The organism is Dactylosporangium fulvum (genome assembly GCF_025137375.1).
In the GTDB taxonomy this organism is placed as follows: domain Bacteria; phylum Actinomycetota; class Actinomycetes; order Mycobacteriales; family Micromonosporaceae; genus Dactylosporangium; species Dactylosporangium fulvum.
In genome coordinates, this window is record NZ_CP073720.1 from 10,215,707 (window position 1) to 10,232,276 (window position 16,570).

The 16,570-nt window shown below is 69.6% G+C and carries 14 protein-coding genes and 1 tRNA gene; 6 read left to right on the plus strand and 9 right to left on the minus strand.

The window, feature by feature from the left end; genetic code table 11:
• Positions 1-2: 2 nt before the first annotated feature.
• A complete protein-coding gene (locus tag Dfulv_RS47075; RefSeq protein ID WP_259860297.1) occupies positions 3-1,067 on the plus strand; it encodes a CapA family protein in 1,065 nt (354 codons plus the stop codon).
• A gap of 36 nt (positions 1,068-1,103) precedes the next feature.
• On the opposite strand, the gene Dfulv_RS47080 is transcribed toward Dfulv_RS47075, so the two are convergent.
• A complete protein-coding gene (locus tag Dfulv_RS47080; protein ID WP_319805742.1) occupies positions 1,104-2,090 on the minus strand; it encodes a zinc-dependent alcohol dehydrogenase family protein in 987 nt (328 codons plus the stop codon).
• A gap of 149 nt (positions 2,091-2,239) precedes the next feature.
• On the opposite strand from Dfulv_RS47080, the gene Dfulv_RS47085 reads away from it, so the two are divergent.
• Positions 2,240-2,989 carry a hypothetical protein gene (locus tag Dfulv_RS47085; protein ID WP_259860299.1) on the plus strand — a complete coding sequence of 250 codons (750 nt, stop codon included), beginning with the start codon at positions 2,240-2,242 and terminating at the stop codon, positions 2,987-2,989.
• 83 nt (positions 2,990-3,072) lie between these two features.
• Here Dfulv_RS47085 and Dfulv_RS47090 read toward each other — a convergent pair whose 3' ends face one another.
• The 3 genes from Dfulv_RS47090 to Dfulv_RS47100 form a co-directional block, all read right to left on the minus strand.
• Complete coding sequence (locus Dfulv_RS47090; protein WP_259860301.1) at positions 3,073-4,368, minus strand: lanthionine synthetase LanC family protein; 1,296 nt, start codon at positions 4,366-4,368, stop codon at positions 3,073-3,075.
• Positions 4,369-4,459: 91 nt separating this feature from the next.
• The gene (locus tag Dfulv_RS47095; protein ID WP_259860302.1) at positions 4,460-5,155 is read right to left on the minus strand and encodes an alpha/beta hydrolase; all 696 of its coding nucleotides are present in this window, start codon (positions 5,153-5,155) and stop codon (positions 4,460-4,462) included.
• Between the two features lie 106 nt (positions 5,156-5,261).
• The gene (locus Dfulv_RS47100; protein WP_259860303.1) at positions 5,262-5,717 is read right to left on the minus strand and encodes a hypothetical protein; all 456 of its coding nucleotides are present in this window, start codon (positions 5,715-5,717) and stop codon (positions 5,262-5,264) included.
• Between the two features lie 176 nt (positions 5,718-5,893).
• Between Dfulv_RS47100 and Dfulv_RS47105 the strand changes: the two genes are divergently transcribed.
• Entirely contained in the window at positions 5,894-8,104 is a 2,211-nt protein-coding gene (locus Dfulv_RS47105) for a DEAD/DEAH box helicase (protein WP_259860304.1), read from the plus strand.
• A 270-nt stretch (positions 8,105-8,374) separates the two neighbouring features.
• On the opposite strand, the gene Dfulv_RS47110 is transcribed toward Dfulv_RS47105, so the two are convergent.
• Positions 8,375-8,842 carry a hypothetical protein gene (locus Dfulv_RS47110; protein WP_259860305.1) on the minus strand — a complete coding sequence of 156 codons (468 nt, stop codon included), beginning with the start codon at positions 8,840-8,842 and terminating at the stop codon, positions 8,375-8,377.
• A gap of 517 nt (positions 8,843-9,359) precedes the next feature.
• On the opposite strand from Dfulv_RS47110, the gene Dfulv_RS47115 reads away from it, so the two are divergent.
• A tRNA-Lys gene (locus Dfulv_RS47115) sits at positions 9,360-9,431 on the plus strand.
• Positions 9,432-9,590: 159 nt separating this feature from the next.
• On the opposite strand, the gene Dfulv_RS47120 is transcribed toward Dfulv_RS47115, so the two are convergent.
• The 3 genes from Dfulv_RS47120 to soxR form a co-directional block, all read right to left on the minus strand.
• Complete coding sequence (locus Dfulv_RS47120) at positions 9,591-10,232, minus strand: hypothetical protein (protein WP_259860306.1); 642 nt, start codon at positions 10,230-10,232, stop codon at positions 9,591-9,593.
• A 44-nt stretch (positions 10,233-10,276) separates the two neighbouring features.
• Complete coding sequence (locus tag Dfulv_RS47125) at positions 10,277-11,086, minus strand: NAD(P)/FAD-dependent oxidoreductase (protein ID WP_259860307.1); 810 nt, start codon at positions 11,084-11,086, stop codon at positions 10,277-10,279.
• 144 nt (positions 11,087-11,230) lie between these two features.
• Positions 11,231-11,722 (minus strand): redox-sensitive transcriptional activator SoxR, encoded by a 492-nt coding sequence (soxR, locus tag Dfulv_RS47130; protein WP_259860308.1) that lies wholly within the window; start codon positions 11,720-11,722, stop codon positions 11,231-11,233.
• Positions 11,723-11,838: 116 nt separating this feature from the next.
• Here soxR and Dfulv_RS47135 point away from each other — a divergent pair, with 116 nt between their 5' ends.
• Both Dfulv_RS47135 and Dfulv_RS47140 read left to right on the plus strand, forming a co-directional pair.
• Positions 11,839-12,399, plus strand: coding sequence for an NADPH-dependent FMN reductase (locus tag Dfulv_RS47135; protein ID WP_259860309.1), 561 nt, complete (start codon positions 11,839-11,841; stop codon positions 12,397-12,399).
• Positions 12,396-13,610 (plus strand): MFS transporter, encoded by a 1,215-nt coding sequence (locus Dfulv_RS47140; protein WP_259860310.1) that lies wholly within the window; start codon positions 12,396-12,398, stop codon positions 13,608-13,610. Before Dfulv_RS47135 ends, Dfulv_RS47140 begins: the two co-directional genes overlap by 4 nt.
• 28 nt (positions 13,611-13,638) lie before the next feature.
• Here Dfulv_RS47140 and rph read toward each other — a convergent pair whose 3' ends face one another.
• Positions 13,639-16,236, minus strand: a complete 2,598-nt coding sequence (gene rph / locus Dfulv_RS47145) for a rifamycin-inactivating phosphotransferase (protein WP_259869619.1) — start codon at positions 16,234-16,236, stop codon at positions 13,639-13,641.
• Between the last annotated feature and the right edge of the window lie 334 nt (positions 16,237-16,570).

The following is a 16,570-nucleotide window of genomic DNA, read 5'->3' on the forward strand; positions in this document are numbered from 1 at the left end:
CCGTGAAGGTTCTGCGAGTGGTTGGGGCGGCGACGGCCGTGCTGCTCGCCGCCTGCGACACGGTCGTGCCGACGTGGCAACCGGCTCCGGCGACCGCATCGGCATCGGCTTCGCCAACGGCGTCGGTGCTGGCATCGCCGTCGCCGGTCGAGTTGACCCTTGCCTTCGGCGGCGACGTGCACTTCACCGAGCGTACGGCGGCGCTGCTGAAAAACCCGGCGACCGCGGTCGGGCCGATGACGAGCGTGCTGTCGGCCGCCGACCTCGCCGTTGTCAACCTGGAGACCGCCGTCACCACGCGCGGCACGCCCGAGCCGAAGGAGTTCCACTTCCGGGCGCCGGCCACCGCGTACGAGGCCGTCAAGGCGGCCGGCATCGACGCGGTGTCGATTGCGAACAACCACGCGCTCGACTACGGCCGAGCCGGTTTCGCCGACACACTCGACGGCGCGGCAGCGGCCGGGGTGCCGGTCTTCGGCGGCGGCCGTACGGTCGACGAGGCGTACGCCCCGCTGATCCTGACGGTGCGGGGCGTCCGCGTGGCGATCCTCGGCTTCAGCCAGATCCACACCCTGGCCGAGAGCTGGAAGGCCGGCCCGGCCACCCCCGGGATCGCGATGGCGTGGGACGTGCCACGCGCCGCCGCCGCGGTGCGGTCCGCCCGCGAGCACGCCGACCTGGTGGTCGTGTTCAACCATTGGGGTACCGAACGCGACTCCTGCCCGAACGCCAACCAGAAGCAGTTCGCCGCCGTGCTCGCCGACGCCGGTGCCGACATGATCATTGGCGCGCACGCACACGTGCTGCAGGGCGCCGGTTGGCTGGGCCGGACGTACGTCGCCTACGGCCTCGGCAACTTCGTCTGGTACGTCGGCTCGGCCGACACCGGTGTGCTCAAGGTTCAGGTGCGCGGCCGGTCGGTGGTCCGCGCCGAGCTCATCCCGGCGGTGGTGTCCGGAACCGGCCAGCCGAAGCCGCTCACCGGCAGCGCCGCGACCGCCGCCGCCAAGCGGTTCACGGACCTGGGCCGCTGCACCGGACTCGCCGCCGGCCCGCCCCCGGCATAGGGTGCATATCAAACCGGCGCCGAACAGCATCGTGTGCTAGGCGAACGTGAACAGGATCTTTCCGGTGCGTCCTCGTGTCATCGCATGTTCGAACGCCTCGCGGTAGTTGTCCAACCGGTAGGTCGCATCAACCGGGACAGCCACCACTCCGGTGGCGACAAGGTCGCTGAGCGTGCGGTAGGTCTCCTCGATTTCGGCGCGCGGCGCGTGGCGCAGCCAGTTGAGCACCCAGAATCCGGTGTGCGTCACCTCTTTGAAAATGAGATCGTGGGCCGGGACGGCCGGGGGTGTGTCGGTCCAGAACGCGTAGGTGACCATCACACCCCGGAACCTGAGCGCACCGGCGAGATCGGCGACGATCGGGCCAGCCGTGCCGTCCAGGACCAGGCCGAGTTCCGCACCGTCCAGTGCGTCGGCGATTTGAGCAGGCAGGTCGTCACCGGCGACAATCACGCGATCTCCGCCGGCGTCACGAACGATCTGGGCCGCAGCCTCGCGCCGCACGATGTTGAGGGTCTTGAGGCCCCGCATCCGAGCGATGGCGATGACGCAGCGGCCGACGGCGGAGTTGGCCGCGTTCTGGCCGACCCAATCACCGGCGGCCAGGTCGGCGTACTTGTGCAACAACAGGTACGCGGTCGCCGGATTGATCGGAAGCATAGCGAGCTGCAACGGATCGGCGTCCTCTCGCACAGGAACCACATTCCGGTACGAGGTCGCCACCTTGTCGGCCCAGGTGCCTTGTTCGTAGGTGGGCAGGATGACGACCCTCCGCCCGACCAACTGCGTGCCGGCAGCCCCGCCGGCGTCAACCACTCGCCCGACTCCTTCGCCGCCGACCGGGTTGGGCAGTTGCGGCCGGACCCCGTAGTCGCCCCGGACGAGCAGGAAGTCGGACGGGTTGACCGGCGCAGCCTCCATCTCGACCAGGATGTCGTCAGTACCCAGCAGCGGACTGGGAGTCCGCTCGAGCGATACGGACTCACGCGGATCGCCGTACGATGTGGCGACTAGCTGCGACATGATGTCCTCCAGAACAGCGGCGTCCTACGCGCTCCTCACCCGGACAACCGTGGTCTTCGGGCTGGGCACCAGCCGGTCGGCTGGCGCGGGTCGGCCGCATGATGCCCCGCGGACGCACCATCATGCGGCGACGGCGTGACGATTTCGGGGTGCGCGTTCCAGCACGCCTGCACCCGGCTGGCCGCCAAACCGGTCGGTTGCAGTGGGCCGCCGTTGCCCTGCTGCTCGGCGTCGTCGGGCTGGCCGTCGCGCAAGGCTTGCACTTCGACGGTCAGATCTCCCGGGCCGCCACGCTGGTGCCCGACGCGGATCCGGCCGAGGTGAGCTCGGAGCGAATCGCCAACGTCTTCGGCACAGTGGTCATCGGCATCCCGGCCCTGCTGCTGGCGGTGTGCCTCGCCGTGACGGCCGTGCCGGTGCGGCGGGGCAGCAACCTCGCGCGGATCTTCGTCTTCGTCGGCGGGGGCGTTCAACTGCTGTTCCTCGTGCTGCAATGCTGCGGCGGGTTTCTGTTCGCGCCGCTCTTCTTCGCGCTCGAAAGTACCGACGTCCCCAGCGTCGGCGACGTAACAGTAGAAGGGGAGTCGAAGTTCCTCGAGACCCTGTACTCGGACCCGGACACGTTCTCCGCAATCTTCTACCTGACGGCGGGCTTCGGCGCGCTCGCAGTGCTCGTGCTCACGGGCGCGGTGGTACTACTGGTGGCCCTGCCTCCCGCGCACCGCTACTTTGTCCCGCGCACCACCCCGCCGACGCTGGTCTGGCCGGTCCATCCCGGCGGCGGCCAATCGCCGATGCCGTACCTCGTCTGCCCCGACCCGTCGGCCCACCTCCCGTCGGTCGCTGCGCCACCCACCACCACGGCACCATCCCCAACACCACCCGACGCCACCACGTAGCGGGCCTGATGCGCCGCCGACCTCCCTGCACCCGGCTGACGCCGCCACGCGATGTCATGCGGAATGACGGTTGTCGAGGTCCGTCAGCCCGCGTGAGCCGCCCGGGTAGTGCGCAGCCGGTCCGGGACGCACCACCACTGGTCCGGGCGGTCGGGCACCCGCGCCTCCGGCCCGGTCTCCACGACCCGGGCCAGGCGCAGCAGGAACGCCGCGATCCCGGCCGCGCCCTGCATCCAGGAGACGCCCGGCGGCAGCAACGGCGGGTCCTGCCGGTGCTCGACGAACCGCCACCGCGCCCCGCCGGTGTCGCGGACCGCCCGCTCGATGAGCGCGTCGCCCATCCGCCGGGCGCCGTCGAGCAGCCACCCTTCACCGGTGTCCTGGTAGGCGTCGAGCAGAATGTCGCCGACACCCGCGGTACCGCAGCATCGTCCGTCGTTGTCCCAGAAACCGGGCCGCAGGCGGGCCGGCACGCCCGACGCGAGCACCGAGCGCAGGCAGCGGCGACGCAGCTCGCCGACGTCGTGGCCGCCGACCGTGTGCACGCCGGCCCGGGCGAGCGCGGCGAACAGCTGCGAAGTGCCCGCCGGGCCATGGCACCAGGTGTACGTCACCGGCTCCACGTCCCGCTGCGAGTACGGCAGCGTGTGCGGCACCACGAACCCGGCGCCGGTGAGGTCCCCGACGCTGAGCAGGTGTTCCGCGCCGCGCACGGCCGCGTCGACGAAGTCCGCGCGGCCCAGGACACGGCCGGCGACGGCGAGCGCCGACGCGACCCCGGCGGTGCCGTGCGAGAAGTTGGGGGTGCTGGAGCGGTACCCCGGCCACATCCGCCAGTCGAGACCGCCCTCAGTCACCTCCGCCTGCCTGAGCAGCGCCGTCCCGCCGCCGTCCACGATGTCCGCGGCGCCGGGCCCGCCGGCCCACACGGCGGCGAGCACGATGCCGGCGGTGCCCATGACGACGTCGGTGAAGGGGCCGCGGTACCCCTCCAGGTCGAGCGTCGTGTCCCAGCCGTCGGCGGTGCGCAGCTCGGCGATCCGCCGCATCGCCACCGCCTCCCGCCCCGGTGCCAGCAGCCGCAGCGCCGTCGCGTCCCCGGCGAGCCCGTCGTACAGCGAGGCCTCGCCCCGCGTCCGCGCCTGCGCCGCCAGCCGCTCGACGACCCGACCGGCCAGCCCCCGCTCGTCGGCGGTCAGTTCACGACCGGCGGCGATCTCGGCGAACAGCGGCGCCAGCCCGGCCAGCCCCGCATACAGCGAGTCCCGGTCGGCCGGCGGCGCCGCGGCACCGTCCTCCGCCAGCCAGGGCCCGTCGTCGTCCCGCACCCGCGCACGTACCCACGTCCAGGCGGCCTCACCAAGCTCCCGATACGTCACCGTTGCACGCTATCCGCCGGGCGTTGGCGCCCGCCGCCGCGCTGGCCGCCGCCTCCGGGCAACAGCATGTCGGCCACGTGGGTCGCAGGGATCACGGCAGGAGTTGGTCGACCAGAGCCGCCGGGTGGCTCAGGAACGGCGAGTGGTCGCTGTCCAGGTCGACGGCCGCGACGTGGAGCCGCTCACGGAACGTCTTTCGTGACCACGCCGGGTTGAGCACCGCGTCGCGGGTGCACACGATCGAGCGGTACTCCACGTCGGGCCAGGCCAGCAGCGGGCAGGTCTCGCGCATCACCGTCCAGTGCTGCCGGCGTAGCCGGGCGACCGCCGCGCGTGCCAGGTCCGGCGGCGCGTCGGCATAGAACCGTGCGACCGCCTTGCCCGCATCGGCCCACGACGAGGAGCCGTCGCCGTGGTAGATCTGCCCGTCCGACAGCCCACGCAGGACGATCGCGCCCCGCTCCGCAGCGGCGATCTGCGCGTCCCAGCTCGACCCGATCAGCGGCAACAGCCCGGCGACGAACACCACCCGCTCGACCCGGGCTAGCCGCTCCGCGACGACCGGCGCCACCAGGCCGCCCATCGAGTGGCCAACCACAGTGACTGCGCCAGTTCCGGTGCCGTCCAGCGCGTCGAGCACCACCGACGCCGCCACCGAGGCGCCGGCGTCGGCAGGCAGATCGGCCGCGACCACATGGTGTCCACGCCGCCGCAGCTCGGCGGCCACCAGGTGCCAGTGCCACGCGGTGTGCCAGGCACCGTGCAGCAGCACGTACGTCACCTTCACCCTGCACACTGTGGCACCGCCTGCGCGACGACCGCCAGAGAACGAGACGCACCTCGACAATAACCAGCACCACACCAGCCAAGAGATCGTCCAGGATCGGCTGGCGTCACACACAGAACCAGCAATACAGGTGGTCGCCCGCATCCCGTGCGCGTCGAGCCAGTGCGGAGATGTTCTCGATGACGGGCAGCATGGTGTCGTCAGGCAGTGGACCGTGCCAGGCGAGTTCCTCGGTCCGCCCCCAACGCGCCGACAGGCTCGGCATCTGCGCCTCGGTGATCGAGGCGAGGGCGTCCCGTACGTCATCCCCGATGGACAACACCCAGGGGCCTTCCGCCTCGGCCCTGGACCACACCAGGTGCTCTTCGACGACGTTGACATTCCATTCGATACCGCGGACGAAGCAGACGAGCTCGGCGAGCGTGACGGTCGGGTCGATGCCCTTGAGGTCGATCGCGTCCACCGTGGAGGAGTTGCCGGCCGGACCGCCGACGAGATCCTCGATCAACTTAATGGCCGAAGCGTCGTCTGCGGCTCGAAAATAGTCATACAGCACACCCATGACGACGACCTCAGCACATCCGATGCGCCTACCTCAACTCCGTGGGCAGTCGCTCGGAGTGAGAAACGGCTGGTCTGTAGGTACGTTCAAGGCATGTCTCTGCGGTACTCCACGGTGCTACAGCGGCCGGCGACCCGGCCGAGCGTTGCAGGCCCGCTGCCGTGCCCGCCGTCGCGATGACGGCCCCGAGTCGCCGGGAGGCACGCGCGCTGCTGGCCCGGGCGGCCGAGGCACAGGCCGAAGCCGAAGCGATTGTCGAGATTGTCAACTCGGCCCGTGCGAAGGTCGTCGAGGCGTATGCGATCGCGAGTGAGCCCCAGGTGTGGACCGCGATCGGGAAGATGTCGATCGAGACGGTGAAGGACACCGTGGACGGTCGGGCCCGGCTGGACGAGCTACCGGCGCACGGCATTCACTCGGTCGCCGACGTGCTCCGGGCCGGCCCGGACCGCCTGATCGGCGTGCCCGGCATCGGCGAAGGCACTGCACGCAAGACCATCCACGCTGCCGAGCAACTCAAGCGGGCGGCGCGGGACGCGCTGCAGTTCCGGATCGAGTTCGACCCGAAGAACCCGGACATGACCCGCTTGCTGCGGGCGCTGGCCGAGTGGGGCGCGGTGTGGCATGCGGCCGGGGTACACGAGGCCGACGCCGGGCGGCTCGCCGCGGAGCTGGCCACGCAGCGGCCGATCGCCGAACCAGCCGCGGCGGGACGCATCCGTCGGCTGTTCATGCGCGCCGGGGACAAGGCCCTCGCTGACGACGCGGCGCGGCGGGTACGGGCGCTGGTGGACACCGCCGAGTCCAGTGGCCTGCTGCGGGCCGCCCGGGAGGTACGCGCGGTCCGTACGCCGAACGACGAGCAGGTCTGGCGCGATTTCGAACAGCACTCGGCGGACTACTACGGCCTGCTCAGCCAGGTCGTCGGCCTTGGCGGCGACGTCGCCGCGAGCGAGGGCTACCTACCCGCCGACATCGTCGAGCGGGTCGGGGCGCAGCAACTGGACACCTCCCGGCTCAACGACAGCCTCCGGCTGCGTGGCTATCAGTCGTTCGGTGCCCGGTTCGCCCTGGTCCAACGGCGGGTCGTGCTGGGCGACGAGATGGGGCTGGGCAAGACGGTCCAGGCCATCGCCACGATGGCGCATCTGGCCGCCCGTGGCGCCACCCACTTCCTCGTCGTCTGCCCGGCCAGCGTACTGATCAACTGGGCTCGCGAGATCGCCCGGCACTCGACGGTTCCGGTCGTCAGCCTGCACGGCCACGGCCGGGCGCGGGCGGCGGCCCGATGGCGGGACGAGGGCGGCGTCGGCGTGGTCACGTTCGGCTCACTCGGCGCGCTCGGACTCCCCCCGCCCAGGCCCGCCCTGCTGGTTGTCGACGAGGCGCACTACGTGAAGAACCCCGGCGCGAAGCGGTCGCAGGCGGTCAACCGGGTCGCGGCGGAGTCCGACCGGGTGCTGTTCCTCACCGGCACGCCGATGGAGAACCGGATCGACGAGTTCCGGGCTCTGATCGAACACCTGCGGCCGGAGGTCGCCGCCGGCATGGGGCCCGAGCACGCGGCGATCAGCGTCGAGGCGTTCCGGCGCGCGGCGGCGCCGGTCTACCTGCGCCGCAACCAGCCCGACGTGCTCACCGAGCTACCGGAGCTGGTCCAGGTCGACGAGTGGGAGGAGTTCGGCGTCGAGGACGGGGCCGCGTACCGGGCCGCGGTGCGCGAGGGCAACTTCATGGCCATGCGCCGGGCCGCGTTCGCCGTTCGCCATCCGCACCACTCGGCGAAGCTGACCCGCCTGCTTGAGCTGGCCCGGGAGGCGATGGCCAACGATCGCAACGTCGTGGTCTTCTCCTACTTCCGCGACGTGCTGGCCGTGGTGGGCGCCGCGCTCGGCACCGACGCCCGCGGGCCGATCACCGGCTCGACGCCGGTCGCCGACCGCCAGCGCATCGTGGACGAGTTCACCGCCTCGCCGAAGCCGGCCGTGCTGGTGTGCCAGATCGAAGCCGCCGGGGTAGGCGTGAACATCCAGGCGGCGTCGGTGGTGATCCTCTGCGAGCCACAGGTCAAGCCGTCGATCGAGGCTCAGGCGATCGCTCGGGCCCACCGGATGGGACAGGTGCGCACCGTCCAGGTTTACCGCCTGCTGATCGCTGACTCGGTCGACGAGCGGATGATCGAGATCCTCGGCTCGAAGGCGCAACTCTTCGACGCGTACGTCCGGCACAGCACCATCGCGCAGGCCGCGCCGGGCGCCGTGGACATCTCCGAGGTACAGCTGGCCCGGATGATCGTGGCGCAGGAGCAGCAGCGGCTGGCCGACGCGCCGGAGCCGCCTCGCCGCCTGGTCGGTACCACATCCGCCCAGCACACCCGCCCACGGTGACCTGCCCAAGCATGTCCGGACGCCGGGCCGTCGGTACGGACTGTCACGTCGCGGAGCGATCGGATCGCAGGCATGAACGCGCCGTGGAGCCTGTTGCGCAATTCGGATCCCTCGCGCATCAACCCCAACTACGCGCCGATCTTGGAGTTGTGGTCCTTGACAAAACCGGACAAATTCGGAGGTTCATGGCGCCACAACTCCAAGATCGGCGCGTAGTTGGGCCGCCAACGCCGTCCCAGCGAATTACGCAACAGGCTCCGTGGCGTTCTATCACAGCGCGACGGGTCGGTAGCTCAAGGCCGCGTCGACGATGGTCTCCGCTGACGCGTCGGCCAGTTCCGGTGGCGGATAGAAGATCAGATTGGCGACTCGTGGGTGCAGAACGTTGGTCTCCAGCAGGAGAACGTAGTAGTCCGTGTCGTCGTCGGCCGCCTTTATCCGGCGGACGATCTCGATCAGTTCGTCGCGGGTGACGTTTGCGGTCTTCGGCCGTGCGGGTCGGGCGGCCTCGAGCGCGAAGTCCTCGACGTCACGAGAGGTCCAATAGGTGCGGAAGTTGTCGGCGGTGTAGTCATGGCCGGTTTCCGCGTTGAACGCGGCGATCGCCGCATCGGCTGACTCGCCGCGCTCCAGCAGGCCTTCGATGGTTTCGATGGCGGCGCACAGCTCTGCGATGCGCTGGGGTCCGACCGCCGGCGGGCACAGCTCAGGACGCAACTCCATCCGATCATTGTCCACGGACCGCCCGGTACCTTCTTCCGAGCGCGGCGCTGGTCACCGGCTGCCGTGCACCGACGGTGGCATGAGCGGGCACGGCCGCTAACGCCGTTGAGGGGCGTCAGCGGCCGTTGCCATCAGGAACTGGGTTGTTGATGACATACCGCCAGCAACCGTCGGCTCCTCGGCAAAGCACATCAGCGGCGGACGAAGACCTCGCGGGAGGCTTCGGTCAGGTCATGAAATGTCGGGCCCGGCGGCAGGCCGACTCCCGGGCTTCGGACCTCGGCAACGGTGCACCACAGCGTCATCATGATCACGGCTTGCCGGCGACCTAGTGGATCACCGCTAGGTGGATCCTAGGTGGTTCCTGGTTGCTCGCTGGTTGCTCGCCTGTCGAGGCTGGCCCGACGGGAAGTCGTCGGTGGCGGGATCAGAGCTGCCGACTGATGGCCATAACCAGGATGAGCTGGCGAAACGCCGTGTATGGAGTATCGCGTGGAACGACGGGCGGCGCGCAGGTACCCTGTCAAGGCGCGGGCTGCTAGCTCAATGGCAGAGCTGCGGACTTTTAATCCGTAGGTTCAGGGTTCGAGTCCCTGGCGGCCCACCGAACGCACCATTGTGCGAAACGGTGATCCTTCTTCGGTGGTGCCCCCGTCCGGGCCGGGCGGGGGCATCGGCGTGTCCGGGGTGGGGATCTTGAACATGGGGATGACTAGGGTGGACGACAGGAGTACGGAGGGGCTGAGAATTACGGCCCTGGCATTCACGGCGGCGACAAGTGACGACGGCGTACGAACGTCTGCACGGCTTTGATCTGCTCTAGGGGCAACGGTGCAAGGGCCAGGAGCACCTCGCCGAAGGCCCACAGTCGCGGCACCCAGTCCCGGACCCAATCATTTGCCGGTGGCGCGTTGGGAGTGCGGACCATGATCGCGTCGAAATCGTCCGCCCGCAGACAGAGTGTCGCGGCCATCAGCTCCAGTCGTTGCGGGATCAGTTCGCCGATCCGCATCGCCTTGCCCACCGTGCTGAGCGCGGAACCCGTCACGCAGGCCATCCCTTCACGGCTGAGGTTCCTCACCTTCAACAAACGTGTGAACACGGCCCCGGACGTCACAGACTCCAGCGGTGGGAGACCGGCTAGGCCACCCGAGTTGTCCGGTCGGGGCAGCGACCGCGCGTAGTCCCGCAACGCTTCGGCCTCCGCGATCAACGGACCGTCGGACCGGACCATCGAGTCGATGACCTGGGCCGCGTTAGGCGCGGCCGGCATGAACTCGGCGGGAATCCCGCCGCCGGCGATGGCGAGCAGATCAGCTGGTCGCATGTCGAGGACCGGCGCCAGGTCAAGCACCTGCCCCGGGGCCGGTACCGCGACCCCGCGATGCGCGCACAGCCGCTCCAACGGAGTTCCAGCCACATCAGCCCCGCGCGGCGCGATCGCTGGCCTCAGGCCATTTCTGCCCATGTGCGTTTCGGATCTCCCGCATTCAGGATGGCTTTGGCGTCGTCGAGGGGCGGATAGATTCGGCGTTCGTTGATCGACCGTTTGAGGCCCTTGGCCGGTGCGCCGGTCATTCGTACTTCCCGATCAAGTCCCGTGGTGAAGACCGCACCGGCCGAGCCGAGATCGAGACAGGTGACGTACGGTTCGGGGCTGAATGGCACAGCAGGGTGGCCGAGCAGGTCGGCGGCGGCGTTGTGGCCGGCGATCCGGCCGAGCGGGATGGCATGCTGACAGCTCTGCAGGGTGGGGTGACCGCCTCCCGTATCGGCGGCTGCCGCGTCTCCGCTGGCGAACACGTCGGGCGATTCGGGCACGCGCAGCTGCGGGTCGACCAGCAGCCTGCCGAGCGGATCGTGCCGCCCGACGATCTGTCGGGTCAGCGGGCTGGCTGCCATGCCGGCCGTCCAGATCACCGTATGCGCGGCGATCACGGTGCCATCGCTGAGGGTGGCGCCTGTGGGTGTGACGGCGGACAGGCTCGTGTTGAGTCGGGCTTCGACACCGACCTGGTTGAGAGCAGCGCAAATCGCGGAGCAGGGGCCGGAGCCGAGCTCCGGGCCGACGGTGTCGGCACGCTCCAGCAGGATCACCCGCACCTTGTGGGACAGCGGTCCGGCGATCGCCTGGAGCCGGTCCTTGAGTTCGGTGGACACCTCTATGCCGGTGAATCCGGCACCGGCCACAACTGCGGTGAACTGCCCTGCACATGCCGGCCCGGCTGACAGCCGGTGAAGGTGGGCATCGAGGGCCACCGCGCCGCTAAGTGTGTCGACGTCGTGCAGGTGCCCTGACTTAACTGGATATCAGATGTCCTGATTTCAAACAAGGGCACGGCTTTGGTCCCACCTGCCGGCAGACGTTGCCCTGGTGTGCAGCTTCGGAGCGTCACGACGAACTCAGTCGGTCCAGGACTCGCCTGGTCCCGGCTGGGTGTACGTGCCGAGAAGGCGATGCGGGCCAGGGCCCGCGTCGCCGAGCTGATCATCGGGGTTGCGTAGCGTGCACCGGTCGATGGAGAGGCAGCCGCAGCCGATGCAGTCGGAGAGGTTGTCGCGCAGACGCTGAAGTTGATCGATCCGCTCGTCGAGTTCGGCGCGCCAGGCAGCCGAGAGCCGAGTCCAGTCCTCGCGCGTGGGGGTTCGCTCATCAGGCAGGCCGGACAGGGCTTCAGCGACGAGACGCAGCGGAATACCGACGCGCTGGGCGACCCGGATGAAGGAGACCCGGCGGAGGGTGTCCCGCGGGTATCGGCGCTGGTTTCCGGCGGTGCGGCGGCTGTGGATGAGGCCTTTGCTCTCGTAGAAGTGCAGGGTGGTGATGGCGACACCACTGCGGGCGGCGACCTGACCGACGGTGAGTTCGGCGGCACGCGGGGGCGGTTTGAGCACCGGCTCATCGTATCGGCTTGACCTCGACCATACTCGAGGTCTGATGCTGTCCACGTGAGAGCCGCTCTGCTTGCCCCTGGCCCTGCCTATGCCTCTGTCAGTGACCGGAGGCCCTGATGGCGCGTATCGGGATCATCATCGGCAGCACCCGCCCCGGGCGTCGCGGACCAGCCGTCGGACGCTGGGTCCATCAGGTCGCGGTGACGGACCGCCCAGCGGTGACGTTCGAGATCCTCGATCTCGCGGACTTCGGGCTGCCGCTGCTGGACGAGCCGTGTCCGGCCGCGATGGGCCAGTACCGCTATCCGCACACGCACGCCTGGGCGAATGCGGTGGCACGGTGTGACGGGTTCGTCTTTGTCACTCCTGAGTACAACCATTCCACCTCGGCGGCGATGAAGAACGCCATCGACTACCTGTTCGCGGAATGGCATGACAAGGCCGCCGGCTTCGTCAGCTACGGGGTTACCGGAGGCTGGCGCGCCACCGAGGCCCTACGCCTGATCCTGGCCGAGGTCCGGGTCGCCGGCGTGCGCACCGCGGTCGGCCTCTCCCTCTTCACCGACTTCTCCGCCAGCGGCCTGACGCCCGCACCCCACCAGCGCGCCACGTTGCAGACGATGCTGGACGAGCTGCTCACCTGGTCTTCCGCCCTGTCCCGGGTGCGGCAATCGTGACGGAAGACCGGTCCGCAGCCACCAGCCGGCCCAGCACGCATCGGCGAACCGCACTGATCGTGCTCCTGCTGGGCTCCACCCTCACAGTGATGGCCGGAGCGGTGCTCGCCCCGGTGGTCGGGCTCCTCCAGACGGACCTGGACCTCACCGCCGTCACCGCCGGGCTCGTCCTCACCGCCCACGGCCTCTCGCTAGCCCTTGCCGGCCCGGCCGTAGGCCGGGCGATCGACCGCTGGGGAGTACGCGGACCACTCACCGTGGGCCTGCTCCTCTACGGGGTCGCCGGAGGCGCCGGACTCCTCACCACCTCCTACCCCGCCCTCATCGCCAGCCGGCTGGTCTTCGGCATCGGCGCCGCAGTCGTCTTCACCGGCACCACCCTTGCTCTGCTCGACCTCTACGAAGGCGCCGCACGGGACCGGGCCATGGGCTGGCGCTCGACCGCGATCAGCCTCGGCGGTGTCCTGTGGCCGCTGACCGGCGGCGCCCTGGGCGCCATCTCCTGGCACGCCCCGTTCGCCGTCTACCTCCTAGGCGTGCCGCTCGGACTAGCCACCCTACGCGCGCTGCCAGCCCCTGCACGGCCGGCCACGACCGGCCCCCACACCAACGATCCGGCTCAACCGCTGCGTGCACTGATCAGCAGCCAGCCCCGGCTCCTGGGCGTCTACGGCCTGCAGATCGTGGCCACCGTGCTGCTCTACGGCATCCTGGTGTTCCTGCCGCTGCGTCTCGCCGAGGTCGGCATTACCGACACACGCATCGTCGCTGCCTTCACTGCGACACTGTCCGTGACCATGAGCCTGGCCGGTCTCCGCTACGCGCAGGCTCGCGCCCGGCTCGGGCACACACAACTTCTGATCCTCGCCTACAGCATCTGGACCATCGCACTGGCAACACTCGGCCTCACCGACACACCGGCCCTGCTCCTGGCCGCGCCCGCCCTCTTCGGCATCGGCATGGGACTGGCAGTCCCGGCCCTGACCGTCCTGACCGCGCAGCACGCCCCAGCGAACCACCGCGGGCAGGCCACCGCCCTGCTGGCCACCGCCACCTTCACCGGCCAGTTCATCTCGCCCCTACTCCTCGGCCCGGTCCAGACCGCCACCTCCGTCACCGGGACCTTCCTGACCACCGCCGCACTTGCCGCCGGAACACTCATCGCGCTCCTGGCCACCCGCTCAGGAAGCCCACCCGGCAACCGGAGATGAACCCAACCGCAGCCACCTCTGCGGTCGGTCAAGGCAAAATCTCGACGTACCCGTCGGTTCCGTGCACGCGGATCCGCTGCCCGTCCCGGATCAGCCGGGTGGCCTGCTCCACACCCACGACGGCCGGCAAGCCGTATTCCCGGGCGATCACTGCGCCGTGGGTCATCAGGCCGCCCACCTCCGTCACCAGGCCCGTGATCGCGACGAACAGGGGCGACCAGCTGGGGTCTGTGTAGGCCGTGACCAGGATGTCGCCCGCTTCGAGATCGGCCTCCGCCATGTCCAGGATGACGCGGGCCCGGCCCTCGACGGTCCCGGCGGAAACCGGTAGGCCGATCAGGGCACCGGCCGGCACGTCGTCGCGCCGGTACGCCCCGGCGATGGCCTCGCCGTCCGATGTGAGCACCCGCGGTGGCGTGAGCGTCCGGTACGACCGGAAGGCGTCCTTGCGCTGGCGGATGAGCAGGTCGTCCACCTGGTTGGTGCGCACGACGTCGTGGAGTTCCTGGAACGTAAGGTAGAAGATGTCCTCCTTTTCAGGAAGCACGTTTGCCTGCACGAGGCGCTCGGCCTCTTCCAGCAAGGCCTGCTTGTAGACGAAGTAGCGGCTGACGATGCCGTACTTCGGATACTCCCGATAGCCGATGAAGGTCCGGACCCGGTCGATCATCCGCTTTGTCTCGCCGGCTTTCTGCTCCCCGTCCGGCAGTGCTCGCAAGCGTTCGAGCACGTCCTGTTCCTTCTTCTGCGCCTCCTGCTGCCCTTGCGCGAAGCGCCGCTCGGCGGCGCCCGGCTCGAAGAGCTTGATGTTGTCGAGGATCAGGGGCACGAGCGTGGTGGGGCGTTCGCTCCAGCGCGGCCTCGTGATGTCGATCTCGCCGACGCAGCGCATGCCGTACTTGACGAGGTAGGCCTCGATGGCGTCGCGCGCTTCGGTCCCGCCCGCGAACTTCGGCAGCTCGTCCAGGAAGCCGTCGTCCTCGACGCCCTGCAGGAACGCCACCACCTGCGGATGCGGGCGGATCACGTCGGCGACGTCGAGCAGCGCCAGCCCCATCTCCGACGTGACGTTGTCGGGGGCGGACAGCGTGAGCGTGTCGGCCGCGTTCTTCTCGCCCAGCCATTCCCGCAGCCGGTCGTTGAGCCACCAGGTGGCCTCCATCCCCGCCATGATCGCCTGCATGCTCAGCGGATCACCGAGGACCCTCTTGTGCTCCTGGAAGGCCTCCAGCAGGAAGTCGAACAGCGCCGGCCCGGTCTTGGTGCGGATGTCGCGCCGCAGGGCGGCGATGGACTCCTGGCTGCGCTCGATCAGCTCGGTGACGATGGTCGGATCGGTCTCGATCGGGGCGGATGGGCCGCCGACCGGCGGCCCGCCGGGACCCCCGTCCGGAAGCGCCGGGACGAAGTCGCCGCGGTCGAGGACCGTCTCCAGCGCGTCCCTGATCAGCGGATCGGACCTCCCCGCCATCTCCAGAAGACCGGCGCGGCTCGCGGGCGAGGCCAGGAGCCGGGTGGCGTCGACGAACAGCCGCCCGCCGGCCTCGTGCATCGGCGCCATGGCCGTCAGCTGCCACACAGAGATGCCCAGAGGCCTCATGGGGTCGGTCATCATCTGCTGGTGACCGACCGAGAGGTAGACGTGGTTCTCCTGGTCGCCGGTCTCGGGGACGGGAAACAGCGTGGTGATCGGCCGGCTCTGCACGATCTGGAAGCCGTCATCGACCAGGCACCATTCGATGTCCTGCGGGCGGCCGAAATGCGCTTCGATCCGCCGCCCGAGCCGCACGAGCCGCACGACCTGCGCATCCGTCAGCGCCGGCTGTTCCTGCCGCTGCGGGTCGATCGCCACTTCCCGCGTCCCGCCGGCCGGCAGGGCGTAAACGGCACGCTGCTTGGCGGCGACCGCCTTGGCGACGACCTCGCCGTCGCGGACCTTGAAGACGTCCGGGTTCACCAGGCCGGAGACCAGGGCCTCGCCGAGGCCGAAGCTGGCGTCCACGGTGGCGACCTTCCGGTTGCCCGTGACGGGGTCGGCCGTGAACAGGATGCCGGCCGCCTGCGGGAAGACCATCCGCTGCACGACCACGGCCATGTTGACCTTCCGGTGGTCGAAGCCGTTGCGCAGGCGGTAGGTCACGGCCCGCTCGGTGAACAGCGACGCCCAGCACCGGCTGACGTGCTGGAGGATCACCGCCGGACCCACGACGTTCAGGTAGGTGTCCTGCTGGCCGGCGAAGGAGGCCGTCGGCAGGTCCTCTGCCGTCGCGCTGGATCGCACGGCGTAGGCCGCTTGCTCGCCGAGCCGGGCGAGCGCGTCGATGACCGCCGCCGCCAGATCGTCGGGGATGGTGACTCCTTCGAGCGTCTGACGGATCTCCGCGCTGAGCGCGCGGATCGTCTCCCGGTCGTCCGGGTTCAGGCGTGACAGCCGATCCAGTTGATCGTCGATCGACGGCGCTTCCGCCATGATCCGCCGGAAGGCGGCCGTCGTCACGCAAAACCCAGCCGGCACCCGGATGCCTCCGATCCGCGACAGCCCGCCCAGGTGCGCGGCCTTGCCGCCGACGACCGCGACCTGCGTCTCGTCAACCTCTTGAAGATCCAACACGTACTGCTCAATCACTGCGACACCTCCGAGGCAGCCGTGCTCAGCCGCACCGCACCGGCCGATCGACACACGCCCGTTGTGCTTCCCAATGCCGCAGGTCGCGGCCCCGGCCGACGATTCTGCGCCACAACACGGGTCTTGCCACAAGCCCCCCAGTGCGCGATACGTTAGGAGTGGCAAGGGGAGGATCTCCTTGCCTTTGCTTTGCCGTCCGCTGGGAACTGACAAGCTTCTCGCGAGCTGCGGCGCATCGCGTACGACGTCATGTTGTCCGCCTATGGACCGGTGAAATCGCCGCAATCGGCCCCTGAGCTGCGCGAATCGCGGCGGGCCGCCCGGCCGGTCGCGG